General features: G+C 57.9%; 28 protein-coding genes. 3 read left to right on the top strand and 25 right to left on the bottom strand.

Annotated elements, in window-relative coordinates; genetic code table 11:
* The 25 genes from Q0J81_RS07240 to gap all read right to left on the bottom strand — a co-directional run.
* A partial coding sequence (locus tag Q0J81_RS07240) for a M24 family metallopeptidase (RefSeq protein ID WP_294446870.1) occupies positions 1-527 on the bottom strand: 527 nt, incomplete at its 3' end.
* A 2-nt stretch (positions 528-529) separates the two neighbouring features.
* Positions 530-1,810 carry a preprotein translocase subunit SecY gene (gene secY, locus Q0J81_RS07235; protein WP_294446872.1) on the bottom strand — a complete coding sequence of 427 codons (1,281 nt, stop codon included), beginning with the start codon at positions 1,808-1,810 and terminating at the stop codon, positions 530-532.
* A gap of 24 nt (positions 1,811-1,834) precedes the next feature.
* Positions 1,835-2,311 (bottom strand): 50S ribosomal protein L15, encoded by a 477-nt coding sequence (gene rplO, locus Q0J81_RS07230; RefSeq protein ID WP_294446868.1) that lies wholly within the window; start codon positions 2,309-2,311, stop codon positions 1,835-1,837.
* Positions 2,311-2,487: a 50S ribosomal protein L30 gene (rpmD, locus tag Q0J81_RS07225; RefSeq protein ID WP_294446867.1), complete on the bottom strand. Its 177-nt coding sequence runs from the start codon at positions 2,485-2,487 to the stop codon at positions 2,311-2,313. Before rpmD ends, rplO begins: the two co-directional genes overlap by 1 nt.
* A gap of 20 nt (positions 2,488-2,507) precedes the next feature.
* Positions 2,508-3,014 carry a 30S ribosomal protein S5 gene (gene rpsE, locus Q0J81_RS07220; RefSeq protein ID WP_294446866.1) on the bottom strand — a complete coding sequence of 169 codons (507 nt, stop codon included), beginning with the start codon at positions 3,012-3,014 and terminating at the stop codon, positions 2,508-2,510.
* Positions 3,015-3,046: 32 nt separating this feature from the next.
* Complete coding sequence (gene rplR, locus Q0J81_RS07215; RefSeq protein ID WP_294446865.1) at positions 3,047-3,406, bottom strand: 50S ribosomal protein L18; 360 nt, start codon at positions 3,404-3,406, stop codon at positions 3,047-3,049.
* An 11-nt stretch (positions 3,407-3,417) separates the two neighbouring features.
* On the bottom strand, positions 3,418-3,960 hold the full coding sequence (gene rplF, locus Q0J81_RS07210; RefSeq protein ID WP_294446864.1) for a 50S ribosomal protein L6: 543 nt from the start codon (positions 3,958-3,960) through the stop codon (positions 3,418-3,420).
* 44 nt (positions 3,961-4,004) lie between these two features.
* On the bottom strand, positions 4,005-4,385 hold the full coding sequence (rpsH, locus tag Q0J81_RS07205; RefSeq protein WP_294446863.1) for a 30S ribosomal protein S8: 381 nt from the start codon (positions 4,383-4,385) through the stop codon (positions 4,005-4,007).
* 27 nt (positions 4,386-4,412) lie between these two features.
* The gene (locus Q0J81_RS07200; protein ID WP_077071445.1) at positions 4,413-4,598 is read right to left on the bottom strand and encodes a type Z 30S ribosomal protein S14; all 186 of its coding nucleotides are present in this window, start codon (positions 4,596-4,598) and stop codon (positions 4,413-4,415) included.
* 10 nt (positions 4,599-4,608) lie between these two features.
* Entirely contained in the window at positions 4,609-5,148 is a 540-nt protein-coding gene (rplE, locus tag Q0J81_RS07195) for a 50S ribosomal protein L5 (RefSeq protein WP_294446857.1), read from the bottom strand.
* 13 nt (positions 5,149-5,161) lie between these two features.
* Positions 5,162-5,482 (bottom strand): 50S ribosomal protein L24, encoded by a 321-nt coding sequence (rplX, locus tag Q0J81_RS07190; RefSeq protein ID WP_077071447.1) that lies wholly within the window; start codon positions 5,480-5,482, stop codon positions 5,162-5,164.
* 11 nt (positions 5,483-5,493) lie between these two features.
* Complete coding sequence (rplN, locus tag Q0J81_RS07185; RefSeq protein WP_077071448.1) at positions 5,494-5,862, bottom strand: 50S ribosomal protein L14; 369 nt, start codon at positions 5,860-5,862, stop codon at positions 5,494-5,496.
* Between the two features lie 30 nt (positions 5,863-5,892).
* The gene (gene rpsQ, locus Q0J81_RS07180; RefSeq protein ID WP_294446855.1) at positions 5,893-6,159 is read right to left on the bottom strand and encodes a 30S ribosomal protein S17; all 267 of its coding nucleotides are present in this window, start codon (positions 6,157-6,159) and stop codon (positions 5,893-5,895) included.
* 8 nt (positions 6,160-6,167) lie between these two features.
* Positions 6,168-6,359 (bottom strand): 50S ribosomal protein L29, encoded by a 192-nt coding sequence (gene rpmC / locus Q0J81_RS07175; RefSeq protein WP_294446854.1) that lies wholly within the window; start codon positions 6,357-6,359, stop codon positions 6,168-6,170.
* Entirely contained in the window at positions 6,356-6,775 is a 420-nt protein-coding gene (gene rplP / locus Q0J81_RS07170) for a 50S ribosomal protein L16 (RefSeq protein WP_294446851.1), read from the bottom strand. The genes rpmC and rplP overlap by 4 nt, the downstream gene beginning before the upstream one ends.
* On the bottom strand, positions 6,775-7,416 hold the full coding sequence (rpsC, locus tag Q0J81_RS07165; protein ID WP_294446848.1) for a 30S ribosomal protein S3: 642 nt from the start codon (positions 7,414-7,416) through the stop codon (positions 6,775-6,777). The genes rplP and rpsC overlap by 1 nt, the downstream gene beginning before the upstream one ends.
* A 3-nt stretch (positions 7,417-7,419) precedes the next feature.
* Positions 7,420-7,758: a 50S ribosomal protein L22 gene (rplV, locus tag Q0J81_RS07160; RefSeq protein ID WP_294446847.1), complete on the bottom strand. Its 339-nt coding sequence runs from the start codon at positions 7,756-7,758 to the stop codon at positions 7,420-7,422.
* A gap of 12 nt (positions 7,759-7,770) precedes the next feature.
* Positions 7,771-8,055, bottom strand: a complete 285-nt coding sequence (gene rpsS / locus Q0J81_RS07155) for a 30S ribosomal protein S19 (RefSeq protein WP_077071454.1) — start codon at positions 8,053-8,055, stop codon at positions 7,771-7,773.
* 12 nt (positions 8,056-8,067) lie between these two features.
* The gene (rplB, locus tag Q0J81_RS07150) at positions 8,068-8,898 is read right to left on the bottom strand and encodes a 50S ribosomal protein L2 (protein WP_294446845.1); all 831 of its coding nucleotides are present in this window, start codon (positions 8,896-8,898) and stop codon (positions 8,068-8,070) included.
* 3 nt (positions 8,899-8,901) lie between these two features.
* A complete protein-coding gene (gene rplW, locus Q0J81_RS07145; protein ID WP_294446844.1) occupies positions 8,902-9,189 on the bottom strand; it encodes a 50S ribosomal protein L23 in 288 nt (95 codons plus the stop codon).
* Between the two features lie 24 nt (positions 9,190-9,213).
* The gene (gene rplD / locus Q0J81_RS07140; protein WP_294446843.1) at positions 9,214-9,843 is read right to left on the bottom strand and encodes a 50S ribosomal protein L4; all 630 of its coding nucleotides are present in this window, start codon (positions 9,841-9,843) and stop codon (positions 9,214-9,216) included.
* A 23-nt stretch (positions 9,844-9,866) separates the two neighbouring features.
* Complete coding sequence (rplC, locus tag Q0J81_RS07135) at positions 9,867-10,496, bottom strand: 50S ribosomal protein L3 (protein WP_294446842.1); 630 nt, start codon at positions 10,494-10,496, stop codon at positions 9,867-9,869.
* Between the two features lie 11 nt (positions 10,497-10,507).
* Positions 10,508-10,825 (bottom strand): 30S ribosomal protein S10, encoded by a 318-nt coding sequence (gene rpsJ, locus Q0J81_RS07130; RefSeq protein WP_294446841.1) that lies wholly within the window; start codon positions 10,823-10,825, stop codon positions 10,508-10,510.
* A gap of 776 nt (positions 10,826-11,601) precedes the next feature.
* Complete coding sequence (locus Q0J81_RS07125; RefSeq protein WP_294446840.1) at positions 11,602-13,395, bottom strand: TrkA family potassium uptake protein; 1,794 nt, start codon at positions 13,393-13,395, stop codon at positions 11,602-11,604.
* A gap of 138 nt (positions 13,396-13,533) precedes the next feature.
* Positions 13,534-14,580 carry a type I glyceraldehyde-3-phosphate dehydrogenase gene (gene gap, locus Q0J81_RS07120; RefSeq protein ID WP_294446839.1) on the bottom strand — a complete coding sequence of 349 codons (1,047 nt, stop codon included), beginning with the start codon at positions 14,578-14,580 and terminating at the stop codon, positions 13,534-13,536.
* Positions 14,581-14,869: 289 nt separating this feature from the next.
* Here gap and Q0J81_RS07115 point away from each other — a divergent pair, with 289 nt between their 5' ends.
* The 3 genes from Q0J81_RS07115 to rpmB all read left to right on the top strand — a co-directional run.
* Positions 14,870-15,424, top strand: coding sequence for an N-acetyltransferase (locus tag Q0J81_RS07115; RefSeq protein WP_294446838.1), 555 nt, complete (start codon positions 14,870-14,872; stop codon positions 15,422-15,424).
* Between the two features lie 23 nt (positions 15,425-15,447).
* Positions 15,448-16,467 carry an ornithine carbamoyltransferase gene (gene argF / locus Q0J81_RS07110; protein ID WP_294446837.1) on the top strand — a complete coding sequence of 340 codons (1,020 nt, stop codon included), beginning with the start codon at positions 15,448-15,450 and terminating at the stop codon, positions 16,465-16,467.
* Between the two features lie 365 nt (positions 16,468-16,832).
* A partial coding sequence (rpmB, locus tag Q0J81_RS07105; protein WP_294446835.1) for a 50S ribosomal protein L28 occupies positions 16,833-17,029 on the top strand: 197 nt, incomplete at its 3' end.

The following is a 17,029-nucleotide window of genomic DNA, read 5'->3' as shown; positions in this document are numbered from 1 at the left end:
ATGCCATGCCCGACGAAATCACGGATCACATGGAGCCCTTCCATTTCGGCATGACGCTGCACCGCCGCCGAAATCGCATAGAGATTGTTGCCGGGGTGAGCCTCGGCGATTCCGAGTTCAAGACAGCGCTTCGTCACGTCGGAAAGATGCCTGGCTTCGTCCGATACCTCGCCGCAGAATGCGGTGCGGGCGGAATCCCCGTTGAAACCCTTGTAATTCACGCCCATGTCAAAACTGACAATGTCCCCTTCCTTCAAGATGATGTCCTTTGAAGGAAAACCGTGAATAATGGTCTCGTTGACGGAACAGCACAGCGCAAAAGGATAGCCGCAGTAGTTGAGGAAGTTGGGCACAACGCCCATGTCGCGGCACATCTTGCGGGCCAGTTCGTCGAAAAATATGGTGGGAACGCCGGGACGCACGTTGGCCACCAGTTCGTCAAGAATGGTCGCCGTCATGCCGTTGGCAACGCGCATGAGTTCGATCTCATGCTCATTCTTGATAAAAATGCCCCGAAACTTTTTCATGCCTATCCCTTTCTTGCTTTGCTCATGAGGCCTTCATACTGCTGAGAAATGAGGTGAGATTCCACCTGGCTCATGAAGTCGATGGCCACGCCGACGAGAATCAGAAGGCTGGTTCCGCCGAAGTAGAAAGGCACGTTGAACTGAGCGATCAGCAGCATGGGCAGCACGGAGATGATGGAAATGTAGATGCCGCCCCACAAGGTAAGACGAGTAAGCACGTTATCAATGTATTCACGGGTCTTGTCGCCGGGACGAATGCCGGGGACGAACCCGCCTGCCTTCTTCAGATTCTCCGCTATGTCCTTCGGATCGAAGATGATGGCGGTATAGAAGAAGCAGAAGAAGAAGATCAGAGCCACAAAGATGATGTTGTACACGATGGACGTGGGACGGAACCACGACACCACCGTCTGCAGCCACTCGGCGGTGGAAAATCCCGCCACGGTCGCCGGGAAGAGCAGAAGGCTCTGAGCGAAGATGGGGGGAATGACGCCCGCGGTGTTGATGCGCAGAGGCAGATGGGTGGTCTGACCGCCGTACATCTTGCGGCCGATCTGACGCTTGGCGTACTGGATGGGGATTCTGCGCTGAGCACGCTCAACGAAGACGATACCCACCGTGACGGCAAGCATCATGACAAGGATGAAAATGGCAAACAGCACATTCATGTCGCCGGCCTTGATCAGCTGATAGGAGCGCATGAGAGCGCTCGGAATGCCGACCACGATACCGGAGAAGATGATGAGCGATATGCCGTTTCCTATGCCTTTGGCGGTAATCTGCTCGCCAAGCCACATGATGAGGATGGTACCTGCCGTCAGAGTGACGATGGTCACCAGACGGAATTCCCAGCCGGGATTCATGACGACGGGAGCATTTTCAGGGCTGACCATGCCTTCCAGAAGAGCGGCAATGCCGAAGCCCTGTATAAGAGTGATCGCGACAGTGAGATATCGCGTGTACTGCGTGATCTTGCGTCTGCCTGCCTGCCCTTCCTCCTTGGCCATGCGCTTGATGTCGGGGCTCACCACCTGCAGGAGCTGCAGAATGATGGACGCCGAAATGTAGGGCATGATGCCGAGGGCGAACACAGAAACGTTTCTGAGGCCGCCGCCGGAGAACATGTCGAGCAGAGCAAAGACCGACCCCTGCATACTGGCGAAAAAGTGAGACAGCGCGCCGGCATCAATGCCAGGCACCGGAACATGGACCCCCACCCTGTACATGCACAGGATGAAAAGGGTCCATGCCAGCTTTTTACGCAGCTCAGGCATTTGCGCCATTTTGTCCACGCCGTTCGCCACGTCTTATTCCTCGGAGGTAGCGGGTTCTTCAGCGTCGGCGAGAAGTTCCTTCACTTCGCCGCCGGCGGCAAGAATCTTGTCCTTGGCAGACTGGCTGAAGCGGAAGGCTTCAATGCTGACGGGGCGGGTCACTTCGCCTTCGCCTAGGATCTTCACGAGGGCGCTCTTGACGAGACCGCGGCTGTAGATGTCTTCCAGCGTGATTTCCTTCTGATCGGGGAAGGCCGCCAGCAGACGATCGAGGTTAATGACTTCGTAGGTCACCTTGAACAGATAGTTCTTGAAGCCACGCTTGGGCAGACGGCGCTGCAGGGGCATCTGACCGCCTTCGAAGCCGGGACGGACACCGCCGCCGGAACGGGCGTTCTGGCCCTTGTGGCCCTTGCCGGAAGTGCCGCCGAGACCGGAACCGGCACCGCGGCCGACACGCTTGCGACCCTTGCGTTCTTCAGGGAAAGGATACAGATCGTTAAGTCTCATTATGCAATGACCTCAACCAGGTGGGACACGCTGGCGATCATGCCGCGGGTGGCGGCGTTATCCTTAAGGGTTTTTACCATCTCACGACGGCGCAGGCCCATGGCGTCCAGAACCTTCTTCTGGGCAGGGGTCGTGCCGATACGGCTTTTGATGAGCTTCACCTTGATTTCAGACATGGTACTCTACCTTATGACCCTTACTTGCGGGGGGCTTCCAGTTTCTTGCCGCGCACTTCGGAAACTTCCTCGGCGCTGCGCAGGGAGCTGAGTCCGGCCACGGCGGCGCGAAGAACGTTGTGCGGGTTGTTGGTACCGATAGCCTTGGCGAGCACGTCGGTGACACCGGCGGCTTCCATGACGGCGCGCACGGCGCCGCCGGCGATGATGCCGGTACCGCGGGAGGCGGGCTTCAGAAGAACGCGACCGGCACCGAAGCGGCCGAGCACTTCATAAGGCAGGGTGCCTTCCACCAGGGGAACCCGAACCATGGACTTGCGGGCACGTTCGGTAGCCTTGCGGAGGGCTTCAGGCACTTCCTGAGCCTTGCCGAGGCCGTAGCCCACATTGCCCTTGCCGTCGCCAACGACGATGAGGGCGCTGAAGCTGAAACGACGGCCACCCTTCACGACCTTGGCAACACGGTTCAGACTAACGATCTTTTCAATGTAGCCGGAATCCTGCTGCGTTTGCTGCTGCTGTTCCATATTTATCCTGCTCTTGTTGTCCGATTGGACCACTAGAATTCGAGGCCGCCTTCACGGGCGCCTTCGGCGACAGCCTTCACGCGACCGTGATACAGATAGCCGTTACGATCGAAGACAACCTTATGGATGTCCTTCTCCAGGGCCAGGCGGGCAATTTCCTTGCCCACGCGTTCTGCACCAGCCTTGTTGCAGGAAGCCTTCTCGCCGCCCTTGGACAGGGCGAGGGTGGAGGTGGCTACCAGCGTGTTGCCGGAGGCATCATCCACAACCTGGGCGTAGATATGCAGGTTGGAACGGTACACAACCAGACGGGGTCTTTCGACCGTGCCGGAAATCTTCTTCCGGATATGCACCTTGCGGCGCTTCCGGCTTTCATTCTTAGAAAGAATCATGTCCGTTACCCCTATTTGCCCTTGCCGCCGGACTTGCCGGCCTTGCGACGGATGATTTCATTTTCATACTTGATGCCCTTGCCCTTGTAGGGTTCGGGCTCGCGCACACGGCGGACGCGGGCGGCAAATTCGCCCACCAGTTCCTTGTCAATACCGGAAATGGTAAGCTTGGTGCCCTCCGCCTTGGCTTCCAGACCCTTGGGAAGCTCAAGCAGCACGGGGTGGGAGTAACCGACGGAAAGGTCAATGATGTTGCCCTTCACGGCCACCTTGAAGCCCACGCCGATGACTTCGAGAGTCTTGGAGAAACCCTTGCTCACGCCCTCAACGCAGTTGGCGATGAGGGTACGGCGCAGGCCGTGCTGAGCGTTGCTCTCGCGGGTGTCATCCTTGCGGGTGATGGTAAGGTGACCATCGGCGATTTCGTAGTTCAGCAGGCTGCAAATCGGAGTCTGCAGGGTCCCCTTGGGGCCTTTCACTTCGACCATATCTTCACCCAACTTAACTTCCACGCCCTTGGGAAGCTCGATGGGCTGTTTACCTATTCTCGACATATGTATTCTACCTTGGCTGAAGGTCAACGGCAGTTACGCCGCGATCACCAGACTTCGCAAAGAAGTTCGCCGCCAGTCTTGTCTGCCTGAGCGGTCATGCCGTCCAGAACGCCACGGGAAGTGGACAGGATGCAGATGCCAAGACCATTCTGAACGCGGGGAATCTGATGAGCGCCCACATAGACACGGCGACCAGGCTTGCTGATGCGCTTGAGGCCCGTAATGGCCGGACGCCCCTTCACATACTTCAGCGCAATGGTGATGTTACGGTCATCGACGGTAACATCTTCCACATAGCCTTCCTGCTTGAGGATGGACGCCATGGCTTCCTTCATCTTCGAGCGCGGCACACTTACTTCCTTGTGAAGGGCCAGGTGTGCGTTGCGGATACGCGTGAGCATATCGGCAATGGGATCGGTCAACATGGTATAACTCCTGAAAGTTAGCTGGAACTACCAGCTGGATTTGCGGACGCCGGGCAGTTCGCCGTTCAGCGCCTTTTTGCGGAAGCAGATACGGCAGAGGCCGAACTGACGCATGAAAGCATGGGGACGACCGCACACAGGGCAGCGATTGTAAGCGCGAACAGCAAACTTGGGCTTGCGGGCGGCTTTTACTTTAAGAGCAGTACGAGCCATTGCTCACTCCTTACTTGCGGAAAGGCATGCCGAGCTGCTCGAGCATCAGCTTGCTTTCCTTGTCCGTGGTTGCGGAGGTCACGATGGTGATGTTCATACCCACGGGGTTTTCCACACGGTCGGATTCCATTTCGGGGAAAATGGTGTGTTCCTTGATGCCGAGGGTGAAGTTGCCACGACCATCGAAGCCACGATCCGGGATGCCGCGGAAGTCGCGGACGCGGGGCATGGCGAAGTTCATGAGTTTGTCAAGGAAGTCCCACATGGCGTCCTTGCGCAGGGTGACGCGCACGCCGATGGGCATGCCTTCACGCAGCTTGAACGCAGCAATGGACTTCTTGGCGCGGGTGACTACGGCCTTCTGGCCGGCAATGGCGGTCAGGTCTGCCACGCAGTCGTCGATCAGCTTCTGGTTCTGGTTGGCAGAACCAAGACCGATATTCAGGGAGATCTTCTCGATCCCAGGGATCTGCATAGGAGACTTGTAAGCGAACTCCTTCTGCAATGCCGGGACCACCTTCTCACGGTATATCGTTTCCAGACGGGTCATCGTCGTTCACCTTCTAGAGGGTTTCGTTGCACTTCTTGCAGAAACGGACTTTCTTCCCGTCTTCGGTCGCCCGATAACCAACGCGGGTGGGCTTTGCACAGTGCGGGCAAACCACCATCAGGTTGGAGACGTGGATAGGCATTTCCTTTTCAACGATGCCGCCGGCTTCGCGCTTGTAGGGGTTGGGGCGCACGTTGCGCTTCACAACGTTCACCTTCTCAACCAGAATGCGGTCGGACTTGCGCAGGACCTTCAGAACCTTACCGATCTTGCCTTCGTCCTTGCCGGCGATCACCATCACCTTGTCGTCTTTATGAATACGAAACTGTTTCATAGCCTTGGCTCCTACAGCACTTCAGGGGCAAGGGACACGATCTTCATGAAGTTGCGGGCGCGAAGTTCGCGGGCAACGGGTCCGAAGATACGGGTACCCACAGGTTCACCCTGCTTGGTCAGAAGCACGGCGGCGTTCGTATCGAACTTGATGTAGGAACCGTCGGCGCGGCGCACTTCCTTGGCGGTACGCACGACCACGGCTTCCATGACATCGCCCTTCTTCACCTTGGCGTGGGGGATGGCGTCCTTCACGGACACCATGATGATATCGCCCACCGTGGCATAGCGACGGTGAGAGCCGCCCAGCACCTTGATGCAGGCCACTTCCTTGGCGCCGGAGTTGTCGGCCACCTGGAGTCTGGATTCTACCTGGATCATAGTGTTTCCTTTTAGTCAGCCCGAATGGGACTAGACGGCCTTTTCAAGCACGGACACCAGGTGCCAGCGCTTGTTCCGGCTCATGGGCCGGTATTCCACAATCTTGACCTTGTCGCCGATGCCGCACTCATTCATAGGATCGTGGGCGGTGAACTTCTTGCGCCGACGAATGTACTTCTTGAGAAGCGGATGCTGAACCAGAGTTTCAACGAGGACGACAATGGTCTTGTCGCACTTGTCGCTGATCACAGTTCCGACGAGCGTTCTGCCGTTGCGCTGTTCGATTGCGCTGTTCATATCCGCTCCTAGTTCTTCGCGGCCGCGGCCAGAGCCGTCAGCACACGGGCAATATCTTTCTTGGTGGCCGGAATGGACGCCGTCTTTTCCAACTGAGCAGTGGCATGCTGGAAGCGCAGGTTGAAAAGTTCCTGACGCAGTTCAGTCAGCTTCGCCTGGAGCTGCTCGACGCTCATTTCGCGAACTTCCTTCATTTTCATTCGAAGGCCCCCTCTCTCACCACGATCACGGTCTTCACAGGCAGCTTGTGGCTGGCCAGCGTGAGGGCGCGCTTGGCGAGTTCAAGGTCGACACCCTTGATTTCATACAGCACGCGGCCGGGCTTGACCGGTGCGCACCAGCCCACAGGGGCACCCTTACCGCTACCCTGACGAGTGGCCAGAGGCTTGGCGGTCACGGGATGATCGGGGAACACCCTGATCCAGACTTTGCCGCCGCGGCGGATGTGGCGCATCATGGCGATACGGGCGGCTTCAATCTGCTGACTGGAAAGCTTGCCATGTTCGACAGCCTTCAGGCCAATTTCACCAAACGCGATGGTAGCGCCACGGTTGGCCGGGCCACGCAGGCGGCCTTTCTGCCACTTGCGGAATTTAATTCTCTTGGGAGCAAGCATTATTGTTCAACCTCTTTATCAAGGATTTCACCCTTGTAAACCCACGCCTTGATGCCGATGAGGCCATAGGTGGTGTGGGCTTCGGCAAAACCGAAGTCGATGTCGGCACGCAGGGTCTGAAGCGGCACGCGGCCGTCACGATACCATTCGGAACGGGCGATTTCGGCACCGGCGAGACGGCCGGCGCAGGAAATCTTGATGCCTTCGGCGCCGAACTTGCGGGCCATCTGCACGGTGCGCTTCATGGCGCGGCGGAAGGCGACGCGGCGTTCCAGCTGCATGGCGATGTTTTCGGCAACGAGCTGAGCTTCGATTTCAGGACGGCGGATTTCGTTCACTTCGAGAGTGAAGTCACGGCCGAACTTCTTCTTGAGGTCAGCGCGAAGCTTTTCAATTTCCGCACCCTTGCGGCCGATGACGATGCCGGGACGGGCGGTGGAAAGGATGAGGCGGATGCGTCCGCCGAAACGTTCGATCTCGATTCTGGCAACACCGGCGCTGTAGAGAAGCTTCTTCACGTACTTGCGGATGTTGTGGTCTTCAAACACGAAGGAAGCGTATTCCTTCTTGCTGAACCAGCGAGACTGCCAATTCTTATTATATCCCAAACGGAAGCCGTAAGGATGTACTTTCTGACCCATAGCCTATTCCTGTCCTTCCGCGAGAATTACGGTAATGTGGCTGGTACGCTTGCGAATGTGCATAGCACGACCCTGAGAACGAGGCATGAAGCGCTTCCAGGTGGGGCCTTCGTTGACCACCACGTCCTTGACGTACATGGAGTCCACATCAATGCCAGGGAACTGGGAGGCGTTGGCCAGCGCCGAACGAACCACTCCGTAAAGAACACCGGCAGGCTTGTTGGGCGTGAACTTGAGCTGGTTCAGGGCATCTTCCACAGGAAGACCCTTGATGTTCTGGGCAACCAGACGGGTCTTGCGGGGAGAAACGCGCTGAAACTTGCAGATTGCTTTCGATTTCATGAACGTTACTCGCTATTTTTTGACCGCTTTCGTCTTCTTGTCCGCAGCGTGGCCGTGGAACGTACGAGTGGGCGCGAATTCGCCCATCTTGTGACCGACCATGTTTTCCGTCACGAAGACCGGGATGAACTTCTTGCCGTTGTGCACGGCGAACGTCAAACCAACCATTTCAGGCAGAATCATGGAACGGCGGGACCAGGTCTTGATGACCTTGTGGTCGTTGCTGGCAACGGCCGCGTCTACCTTCTTCATGAGGCTGCCGTCCACAAAGGGACCTTTTTTAAGAGATCTGGGCATGTCCGGCTCCTCTTACTTCTGACCGCGGCTCTTGATGATGAGACGGCCGGAAGGCTTCTTCTTTGCGCGGGTCTTGTAGCCCTTGGTAGGAATACCCCAGGGAGTCACAGGATGACGACCACCGGAGCTGCGACCTTCACCACCACCCAGAGGATGGTCGACAGGGTTCATCGCGACGCCGCGGACCTTGGGACGACGGCTCAACCAGCGGTTGCGACCGGCCTTGCCAAGGCTGATGTTTTCATGCTGCACGTTGCCGACCTGACCGACGGTGGCGATGCAGGTGGCGAGCACCTTGCGCACTTCACCGGAAGGCAGGCGGAGGATGACATACTTGCCGTCCTTGCCCACGAGCTGGGCATAGGTACCGGCGGCACGGCACATCTGGCCGCCGCGGCCGGGATGCATCTCGATGTTGTGCACGTTGGTGCCCACAGGGATGCGGCTCAGGGCAAGAGCATTGCCGGGCTTGATGTCGGCCTTGTCGCCGGCTTCAATCACGTCGCCCTGCTGAATGCCCACGGGAGCGAGAATGTAGCGCTTTTCACCGTCGGCATAGTTCAGAAGAGCAATGCGGGCGGTACGGTTGGGATCGTATTCGATTTCGGCGACGCGGGCGGCAATGCCCATCTTGTCGCGCTTGAAGTCGATGATGCGATACAGGCGCTTATGACCGCCGCCACGGCGACGGCTGGTAACGCGACCGTTGTTGTTGCGGCCGCTCTTCTTGGTAAGACCTTCGGTGAGGGACTTTTCCGGCGTGGATCTGGTGATCTCAGCGAAGTCGGACACAGTCTGGAAACGACGTCCAGCCGAGGTCGGTTTCATCTTCAGAACAGCCATTGACTAGACTCCCTCGAAGAAATCGATTTTGTTGTCAGCGGCAAGGGTCACATAGGCCTTGCGATAGCCCGGGATGCGGCCCTTCACGCGGCCCTGGCGCACGCGACGGCGCGGCTTGACCGTAATGACATTGACATTCATGACCTTGACCTTGAAGGCTTCTTCCACTGCCTTACCGATCTCGATCTTGTTGGCCTTGGTATCGACGAAGAAGGCATACACGCCCTCTTCACGAAGGGCGGTGGCCTTTTCGGTCACCACGGGCCGAAGAAGAATTTTCGTGTAATCCATGTCCATTCCTTTCAAGGCGAGCGACTACTTCAGTCTCTCTTCCAGATGGGGCAGAGCACCTTCCAGCACCACGAGCTGCTTGCAATTGAGCACATCGTACACAGTCACGGCATCGGGGGTGACGAGGGTGATACCAGGGAGGTTGCGGGCGGCGAGAGCGAGCGTGGGATTCACGCCGTTTTCTTCGGGAGCGGCCACCACGAGAGCCTTGGTCAGGCCAAGGTTCTTGGCAACGCCGGCGAAGAGCTTCGTCTTGGCTTCGGCAAGTTCAATGCCCTTGACCACCTTGAGGCCGTCGGCCACGCGGGAGGAAAGAGCCATGCGCAGAGCCAGAGCGCGCACCTTCTTGTTGACCTTGAAGCTGTAGTCACGCGGCTGGGGTCCGAAGATGATCGCGCCACCACGCATGATGGGCGAACGGTTGGAACCCTGACGCGCATTGCCAGTGCCCTTCTGCTTGAAGGGCTTCTTGCCACCGCCGGACACGAAGGCACGGGTCTTGGCGGCGTGAGTACCGGCACGCTGGGCGGCGCGATAGGCACGAACCACAAGGTTCAGAATCTCCGGCCTCACTTCGACTTCGAACACTTCGGGAGCGAGGGTGACTTCCCCGGCTTCCTGATTGTTCTGATCGTAAACTTTCATAACAGCCATTGCTTCATCTCCTGTGTTGCGCACTACTGCTTGCGCACCAGCACCAGACCGTTCTTCGGTCCGGGCACGGCACCCTTGATAAGGATGACGTTATCCTCGGGGCGAACTTCCACGATCTTCAGGCCCTGCGTGGTGACGCGTTCGGCGCCCCACTGACCGGCCATCTTCTTACCCTTGAACACATGTCCGGGGAAGGTGTTGTTACCGATGGAACCACCGGAACGATGCACCTTTTCGTCGCCATGGCCATCGTCCATGCCATGGAAGTTCCAACGGCGCATAACGCCCTGATAACCTTTACCAATGCTGGTACCCGTCACCTTCACGGTGTCGCCGGCGGCGAACACTTCGGCGGTGAGGACCTGGCCGACTTCAACGGCGGCCGGTTCGGCGAGACGAATCTCGCGAACTTCGCGGCAGGGAGCCACGCCGGCCTTGGCAAAGTGACCACGCATAGCCTTGGTCACCTTCTTTTCAGCCACTTCTTCAAAGGCGATCTGAAGAGCGTTGTAGCCGTCGTTTTCCACCGTCTTTACCTGGGTCACGGGGCAGGGACCTGCCTTGACCACAGTAACGGCAACAGCGCTGCCGTCATCGGCGAAAATACGGGTCATGCCCAGCTTTCGTCCAATAATACCCATTTTTTCAGACATGACGCCCCTCTCTAGAGCTTAATTTCCACATCCACGCCGGCGGGCAAGGAAAGCTTGCCCAGAGCGTCCACGGTCTGCTGCGTGGGGTCGAGGATGTCCATAAGGCGCTTGTGGACCCTCATCTCGAACTGCTCACGGGACTTCTTGTTCACATGGACCGAGCGCTGAATCGTGTACTTGTGAATGTTGGTGGGCAGAGGAATAGGCCCAGCCACACCAGCGCCGGTATTGCGCGCAGTGTCCACGATTTCCGCCACAGCCTTGTCCAGGATGCGGTAATCGTAAGCCTTAAGCTTGATACGGATACGATCACTGCCAACTGTCGTCATTGCGAATCTCCATTTTCTGGCAAACCCGCTCCGGCTGATCCCTGTCGGAGTATTTCAGCCGGAGAATCCACCGCCGAAAGGGCGGCTGACCGGGCAAAGAGCCGGTCATTTCATGAGGCGCTCTTACGCTCACCTTGCGTGAAGAAGCGCCCTTCGTTCCTACACCTAAAGTCAGGCAACGACCAAAAACGCCTTTGAAAAGCATCAAAGTCGTTCGGCTCATGGATATGTATGCGGGGGATAAAGAGAAGAACGGAACCAATGGCAACCGTTCGAGCCCTGCAAAAGTCCATACTAGCCGATCCTGGTCGCCAACCTGGCCTGTCCGGAAAATTTCTTTCCGTCAAACAGGTGGTCCCGCAGGAGCCAACACACACCCGGCGCATGGATTGCCCATCCACCGGAAAACCCTGCAATCCGCGAAGTCCCGAATTGCCGAGGTCTGACATCTTAGGCATGTGCGACGCCTGCAAATGTCAAAACCCTGATCGAATGCTCAGAGTACAGCAGGACAGATTCCATCTGCCCTTCCCTGCCGTCCAGGGAAATGCCCATAACATGGGCGAGGTCTATTTGTAGCTTTCAAGGCCCCGGCAGTCAAGTTTTTTTTAAAAAATTTTCGTTTTTCTCCGCTCCGGGACCACCGCGGAAGAAAAAGCCATTTTATTAAGCATCATACGAGGTTAAATACGCCGTTCATGGAAAGATCGGCGCGGTGGTATCCCCTTTCCGGGCGGAATGCGTTCCTTTTCGAAAAAATTTCCGGTCGGCACGCATCAGGCAAACCAGCCCTGTCCCGGCTCATGGCGCGACTCGTCGCCGCACGTGGGGTCGCATTCCCGCACCAGATGTCCTCTGTCCGGCCAGTAGGTCTCGTAATAAGCCGTTTCCGACGCCGCGTCACCGATGAGAAACAGTTCGTCCGCCGCCTGAAATTCGCGCATGGGGTCGGGGTTCACCAGCATTTCACCCCTGGCAGTCTTCACGGCAACAACGTTGCAGCGCAGATTCTTGCGTATGCCGCTGTTCACGAGGTTCTTCCCCGCCAGTCCTTCGCCGGCCACTGCCCGGAAAATATTGAGCCCTTCGTTGAGCATGAACACCCTGCCCGGCTCCAGAAGATTGATGATCTGGCTGGACACCATGGACGCCAGCGAAAGCACGAGATCCGCGCCCGCCATATGCAGGACGTGCACGTTGCGGTCGAGATTGGTGCGCGTGATGATCTGCACGTCGGGACGCAGACGGCGACAGTAGATGGTAAGGTAGATGTTTGTATCGTCGTCATGCGTGGTGATGAGTATGGAGGGAGAAGTCTTGATGCCGGCCTGCTCCAGCGTGAAGGGATCGGAAGCGTCGCCTATCTGCACGCGTATGCCCGGTATGCGCGAGGCGATGTTCGAGCGGTCCACCACCACAACGTTGAGTCCGCGTGCCTTCAATTCCATGGCCGCAGCCGTGCCCACGCGTCCGCCGCCGATGACCAGCACAGGAGCGCGTCCCGCAGGCTTCGTCTCCTCCGGTCTTTCCCGCGCAAGCTCGCGGGAGAACGCGGCCATCTGCTCCTTTGATCCTGCCATGACGAGCACCTTGTGTTCCGCAAGCACAGTATCCGGGCCGGGATGCTCGAACACGCCGTGATCCCAGAGCCCCACCACGTTGACGCCCGTTCTGCCGCGAAGGTTGCTGTCCTTGAGCGTCAGCCCTGAAAGCGATGTCTGCTTCACCGGCGCCTCGGCAATGACGAGAGGGCCGAAGGTCACGAGAGGGCTCACGCTGAGCTTGTCGGTGATGACGCGACGGGTAAGGGAACGCCCCAGAGACTTGCGGAACTGAAACACCGAGGAGCAGCCCGCAAGCTTGAGAATATCGATGGACTCGTCCTTTTCGGCCCGGGACACCATGGGAACATTCTTGTCGAGTTCGCGCAGAGTGAAGGCCACGTTGATATTGCGCACGTCGGTATCGAGGGCCACCACGAGTCTGGCATTCTGGGCGTGAAGCCCCCGGTAGACCTCCACGTCGTCGTAGTCGCCGACCACGGCGTGCAACCCGAGATCCATGAGATCCAGCGCCTGCTGGGTGGTAGCGCACAGAAGGACACTGTGAAAGCCGTAGCGGGCGAGCACCTGCGCGAGGTTGCGCGCCACGGGACTCACTCCCACGATGATGACGTGATTGCGCGCCGACGCCGGAAGACTGTGCTGCACTTCCTTTTTCTTCTGCGCCTCGAGCCACGGCGTATAGACGAACTGAATAAATGAAGACGGCAGCACAATGAGCAGCCCCACGATGCCCGTGAGCAGAACCACGATGGAAAACGCCCGTCCAAGATCGGAATTGAAGGTGATGTCGCCGAATCCCAGCGTGGACATGACGGTAAGCGTCCAGTACAGGCCGGTTATCCAGGAGTAATCGCGGCCTTCATATTCCATGATGTAGTGAAACAGGACGCTGAACACGGCCACGAATACGGTAAGGATGAAGATGACGCGAAAGAAGTAGCCGAAGTTTCTTCGCGCTCCCTTACCCTGGCTCAACAGAGAAAACTGACTGGGAAAAAATTTCATGGCGGCAGTATGCCCCGAGCGTTTCGTCTAAGCAAGAGTCCGCAAAAAGCCGCCGCCCCTTTTCGGAGCGGCGGCCTGTCTGTTTGCCGGGTGCGCCTCACGGCGCGAATCCGTTGTTCCGCTGCCGCGGAGCCGGTCTTAGAGACCCTTGCTCTGCATGTAGTGGATGAGGTCGGTCACGCGGACGGAGTACGCCCATTCGTTGTCGTACCAGCTCACCACCTTGGCGAGGGTGCCGTCCTGCACGGTGCAGTATTCGGATTCCACGATGGAGGAACGGGAATCGCCCTTGAAGTCCATGGAAACGAGGGGAAGGTCGTTCACGCCGAGAATGCCCTTGAGGTAGGTCTCGGAAGCGGCGCGGAAGGCGTTCACCAGAGTTTCGGTATCGGTGGACTTTTCAAGAATGGCGGAGAAGTCCACGATGGACACGGTGGGGGTGGGCACGCGCAGAGCATAGCCGGAGAAGCGACCCTTGAGGGAGGGAATGACTTCGGCCACGGCCTTGGCGGCGCCGGTGCTGGTGGGAATGATGTTCAGAGCGGCAGCGCGGGCGCGGCGCAGATCCTTGTGGGGCAGGTCGAGAATGCGCTGGTCGTTGGTGTAGGAGTGCACGGTAACCATGCTGCCGAGCTTGAGGCCGAATTCCTGATGCAGAACCTTGGCCACGGGAGCGAGGCAGTTGGTGGTGCAGGAAGCGTTGGACAGAATGTTGTGCTTGGCGGGATCGTACATGTCCTGGTTCACGCCCATGACCACGGTGAGGTCAGGCTGCTTGGCGGGAGCGGAAATGATGACCTTCTTGGCGCCGCGTTCCAGATGCACGCCGGCCTGAGGAGCGCTGCGGAAGATGCCGGTGGATTCCACCACCACGTCCACTTCCAGATCCTTCCAGGGCAGATTGTTGGGATCACGTTCGGCGAGGCAGGCCACGTTCCAGTCGCCGACCTTCACCATGGTGCATTCCACGCCGCCCACGGAGGTCTTTTCGGAAGCCACTTCGCAGGTGAATGCAGAGGGACCGTAGGAGGTGTCGTGCTGGAGCAGGTGGAAATTGGTATTGGCGTCCATCAGGTCATTGATGGCGACGATTTCGGCGCTGTCGGCATACTTGCCGTACATGGCGCGAAAGACCTGACGACCGATGCGGCCGAAGCCGTTGATAGCAACTCTTACCTTTTTCATAATTCCTTTCCTTTGCCCGAATGCTCGGGACTTTCGGCGAATGTCTCGCAAGGTGACGCAGGTCATGCGGACGGCTCAGCCTTTGCCGTCCGGCGTCAGGAGCATTCTGCCACCGTGTTTAAAAAATCACAAGAGCGGGAGTCAGCATAGCAGAATCCCTCATGGCGCGCAAATGCTTTCTGAATACGGCATACCGGGAAAAACGGCTCCGGAGGGCTCAAACCCTTGCCAAACGCGGGTGAACGGCGCTATTTTTTCTGACTCATCTTATTTTCAGAGGGGGATCCCCATGCATCGTTTCGCTTCCGCTCCGCAGGCGGCCGTTTCCGGCGAACAGTCCATGCTGCCCGACATCAGCGGTCTGTCGCTTCCGGAAAACCTCGCGAGCCGCAAGGCCAGAATACAGGACGTGGACGGCATGTCCAATCTCATCAACGAGTTCGCCTCTGCGCGCATCATGCTGGCCAGAGGCCCGCTGTATCTCTATCAGAACATCCAGGACTACCGGGTCATCACCGCCACGATGAACGGCAGAGAAACAGTGCTTGCCTGCGGCGGTCTGCACGTCCTGTGGGAAGACCTTGCCGAAGTACGTTCCGTGGCCGTGCATCCGCAGCTTCAGCGAAAGGGCATAGGCAGACTTCTCGTGCAGGATCTCATCGAAGACGCCCGCACTCTCGGTGCCGCGCACGTGTTCACCTTCACTCTGGCCCCGGGATTCTTCTCTTCCCTCGGCTTCTCTGCCGTGGACCGCGACACCCTCTCTCCCGTGGTCTGGGCCGAATGCAGCAAATGCCCCAAATTCTATAAATGCGACGAAGTCGGCATGATGCTGCACTTCTGATGCCAGCCTTCAAGGAGCCTTCCATGATCAACCTCAAGAATCGTGACTTTCTGAAAATCGCCGACTTCAGCAAGGAAGAACTCGCCTACCTTCTCCGCCTCGCCGCCCGGCTCAAGAAGCTTCGCAAAGACGGCAAGGAACCGCAGTTCCTCAAAGGTAAGAACATCGCACTGGTGTTTGAAAAAACCTCCACCCGCACGCGCTGCGCCTTTGAAACCTCCCTCTACGATCAGGGCGCGCACGCCACCTATCTTTCCGACGGCTCGCAGATAGGCAAGAAGGAGTCCATGGCCGACACCGCCCGCGTGCTCTCCCGCATGTACGACGGCATAGAATACCGCGGCTACGGTCAGAACATCGTGGAAAAGCTGGCCGAATTCTCCCCCGTGCCGGTATGGAACGGCCTTACCAACGAAGCGCACCCCACGCAGATTCTCGCAGACTTCCTCACCATGACCGAACACTGCGACAAGCCGCTCGAAGAAATCACCTTCGCCTACCTCGGCGACGCACGCTACAACATGGGCAATTCCCTCATGATGGGTGCGGCAAAAATGGGCATGAAGTTCCGTTCCGTAGCCCCGGCTTCTCTCCAGACCAGCGACGAAATCTACAACTTGTGCCTTGCCGAAGCTGAAAAGTCGGGTGCTGAAATCGTACGCACCGACAACGTGGCCGAAGGCGTGAAGGGCTGCGACTTCGTCTATACCGACGTGTGGGTCTCCATGGGCGAACCCGACGAGGTGTGGAAGGAACGCATAGAGCAGCTCCTGCCCTACCAGGTGAACGCCCGGGTCATGGAGCTCACCGGAAACCCCGACTGCAAGTTCATGCACTGCCTGCCCGCCTACCACAACCGCGAAACCGCCGTGGGCGAATCGATCTACCAGAAGTTCGGCCTCGACGCCCTGGAAGTGACGGAAGAGGTCTTCGAGTCCCCCAGCTCCATCGTCTTCGACGAAGCCGAAAACCGCAAGCACACCATCAAGGCCGTCATGGTCGCCACCCTCGCGGACGTGCCGCCTATCTTTTTTGAAGATTAGGATGAGCGGGGAAGGAGTAAACCCTTTTGAACAAGGGCGTTTCTCCTTCCCCCGCGCCCCCTTCCTCCTTCCGAAAACTTTTATCGGGCAAGGCGGATCGGGGAGAAGCGTCTGCTTCCGAAGGTCGTCGCCGAATTTTTTGGAGAATGTTTTAATGTTCTGAAAAGTCAGGCGGTTTCACTCGTTCATGGCGGACATCGACGGGATCGTTCCGCCCTTCATGAGCGCTCCGTCCCGGAAGTTGCGGCCGTTTCCACTTGCCTTTTTTTCAAATACAGGCTATTGCTAGCAGTCCTTACGATACAAAAGGTATCGAATTTCAGCAGCATTCCGCCCCACACGGGCTTTTTTATGGAGGATATACCATGGGTAAACAGTGTGAAATCTGCGGCAAGAAAGCTCAGGTGGGTAACCTTGTGAGCCATTCCAATATCAAGACCAAGCGTCGCTTCAACCCCAATCTTCAGGCTGTCCGCCATCAGGAAGCCGACGGCACCGTGCGCACCATCAACGTGTGCACCCGCTGCCTCCGTTCCGGCGCCGTGGTGAAGCCCGTCGTCAA

This window comes from uncultured Mailhella sp. (assembly GCF_944324575.1).
In the GTDB taxonomy this organism is placed as follows: Bacteria; Desulfobacterota; Desulfovibrionia; order Desulfovibrionales; family Desulfovibrionaceae; genus Mailhella.
The sequence above is the reverse complement of the archived record's forward strand: the minus strand, read 5'-3'. Positions and strand labels throughout refer to the sequence as shown.

What these genes read in the sequence shown, in the direction of transcription:
- secY (WP_294446872.1), bottom strand. Translation starts at nt 1,810, where the DNA reads ATGGCGCAAATGCCTGAGCTGCGTAAAAAGCTGGCATGGACCCTTTTC.
- rplO (WP_294446868.1), bottom strand. Translation starts at nt 2,311, where the DNA reads ATGAGACTTAACGATCTGTATCCTTTCCCTGAAGAACGCAAGGGTCGC.
- rpmD (WP_294446867.1), bottom strand. Translation starts at nt 2,487, where the DNA reads ATGTCTGAAATCAAGGTGAAGCTCATCAAAAGCCGTATCGGCACGACC.
- rpsE (WP_294446866.1), bottom strand. Translation starts at nt 3,014, where the DNA reads ATGGAACAGCAGCAGCAAACGCAGCAGGATTCCGGCTACATTGAAAAG.
- rplR (WP_294446865.1), bottom strand. Translation starts at nt 3,406, where the DNA reads ATGATTCTTTCTAAGAATGAAAGCCGGAAGCGCCGCAAGGTGCATATC.
- rplF (WP_294446864.1), bottom strand. Translation starts at nt 3,960, where the DNA reads ATGTCGAGAATAGGTAAACAGCCCATCGAGCTTCCCAAGGGCGTGGAA.
- rpsH (WP_294446863.1), bottom strand. Translation starts at nt 4,385, where the DNA reads ATGTTGACCGATCCCATTGCCGATATGCTCACGCGTATCCGCAACGCA.
- Q0J81_RS07200 (WP_077071445.1), bottom strand. Translation starts at nt 4,598, where the DNA reads ATGGCTCGTACTGCTCTTAAAGTAAAAGCCGCCCGCAAGCCCAAGTTT.
- rplE (WP_294446857.1), bottom strand. Translation starts at nt 5,148, where the DNA reads ATGACCCGTCTGGAAACGATATACCGTGAGAAGGTGGTCCCGGCATTG.
- rplX (WP_077071447.1), bottom strand. Translation starts at nt 5,482, where the DNA reads ATGAAACAGTTTCGTATTCATAAAGACGACAAGGTGATGGTGATCGCC.
- rplN (WP_077071448.1), bottom strand. Translation starts at nt 5,862, where the DNA reads ATGATCCAGGTAGAATCCAGACTCCAGGTGGCCGACAACTCCGGCGCC.
- rpsQ (WP_294446855.1), bottom strand. Translation starts at nt 6,159, where the DNA reads ATGAACAGCGCAATCGAACAGCGCAACGGCAGAACGCTCGTCGGAACT.
- rpmC (WP_294446854.1), bottom strand. Translation starts at nt 6,359, where the DNA reads ATGAAAATGAAGGAAGTTCGCGAAATGAGCGTCGAGCAGCTCCAGGCG.
- rplP (WP_294446851.1), bottom strand. Translation starts at nt 6,775, where the DNA reads ATGCTTGCTCCCAAGAGAATTAAATTCCGCAAGTGGCAGAAAGGCCGC.
- rpsC (WP_294446848.1), bottom strand. Translation starts at nt 7,416, where the DNA reads ATGGGTCAGAAAGTACATCCTTACGGCTTCCGTTTGGGATATAATAAG.
- rplV (WP_294446847.1), bottom strand. Translation starts at nt 7,758, where the DNA reads ATGAAATCGAAAGCAATCTGCAAGTTTCAGCGCGTTTCTCCCCGCAAG.
- rpsS (WP_077071454.1), bottom strand. Translation starts at nt 8,055, where the DNA reads ATGCCCAGATCTCTTAAAAAAGGTCCCTTTGTGGACGGCAGCCTCATG.
- rplB (WP_294446845.1), bottom strand. Translation starts at nt 8,898, where the DNA reads ATGGCTGTTCTGAAGATGAAACCGACCTCGGCTGGACGTCGTTTCCAG.
- rplW (WP_294446844.1), bottom strand. Translation starts at nt 9,189, where the DNA reads ATGGATTACACGAAAATTCTTCTTCGGCCCGTGGTGACCGAAAAGGCC.
- rplD (WP_294446843.1), bottom strand. Translation starts at nt 9,843, where the DNA reads ATGGCTGTTATGAAAGTTTACGATCAGAACAATCAGGAAGCCGGGGAA.
- rplC (WP_294446842.1), bottom strand. Translation starts at nt 10,496, where the DNA reads ATGTCTGAAAAAATGGGTATTATTGGACGAAAGCTGGGCATGACCCGT.
- rpsJ (WP_294446841.1), bottom strand. Translation starts at nt 10,825, where the DNA reads ATGACGACAGTTGGCAGTGATCGTATCCGTATCAAGCTTAAGGCTTAC.
- Q0J81_RS07125 (WP_294446840.1), bottom strand. Translation starts at nt 13,395, where the DNA reads ATGAAATTTTTTCCCAGTCAGTTTTCTCTGTTGAGCCAGGGTAAGGGA.
- gap (WP_294446839.1), bottom strand. Translation starts at nt 14,580, where the DNA reads ATGAAAAAGGTAAGAGTTGCTATCAACGGCTTCGGCCGCATCGGTCGT.
- Q0J81_RS07115 (WP_294446838.1), top strand. Translation starts at nt 14,870, where the DNA reads ATGCATCGTTTCGCTTCCGCTCCGCAGGCGGCCGTTTCCGGCGAACAG.
- argF (WP_294446837.1), top strand. Translation starts at nt 15,448, where the DNA reads ATGATCAACCTCAAGAATCGTGACTTTCTGAAAATCGCCGACTTCAGC.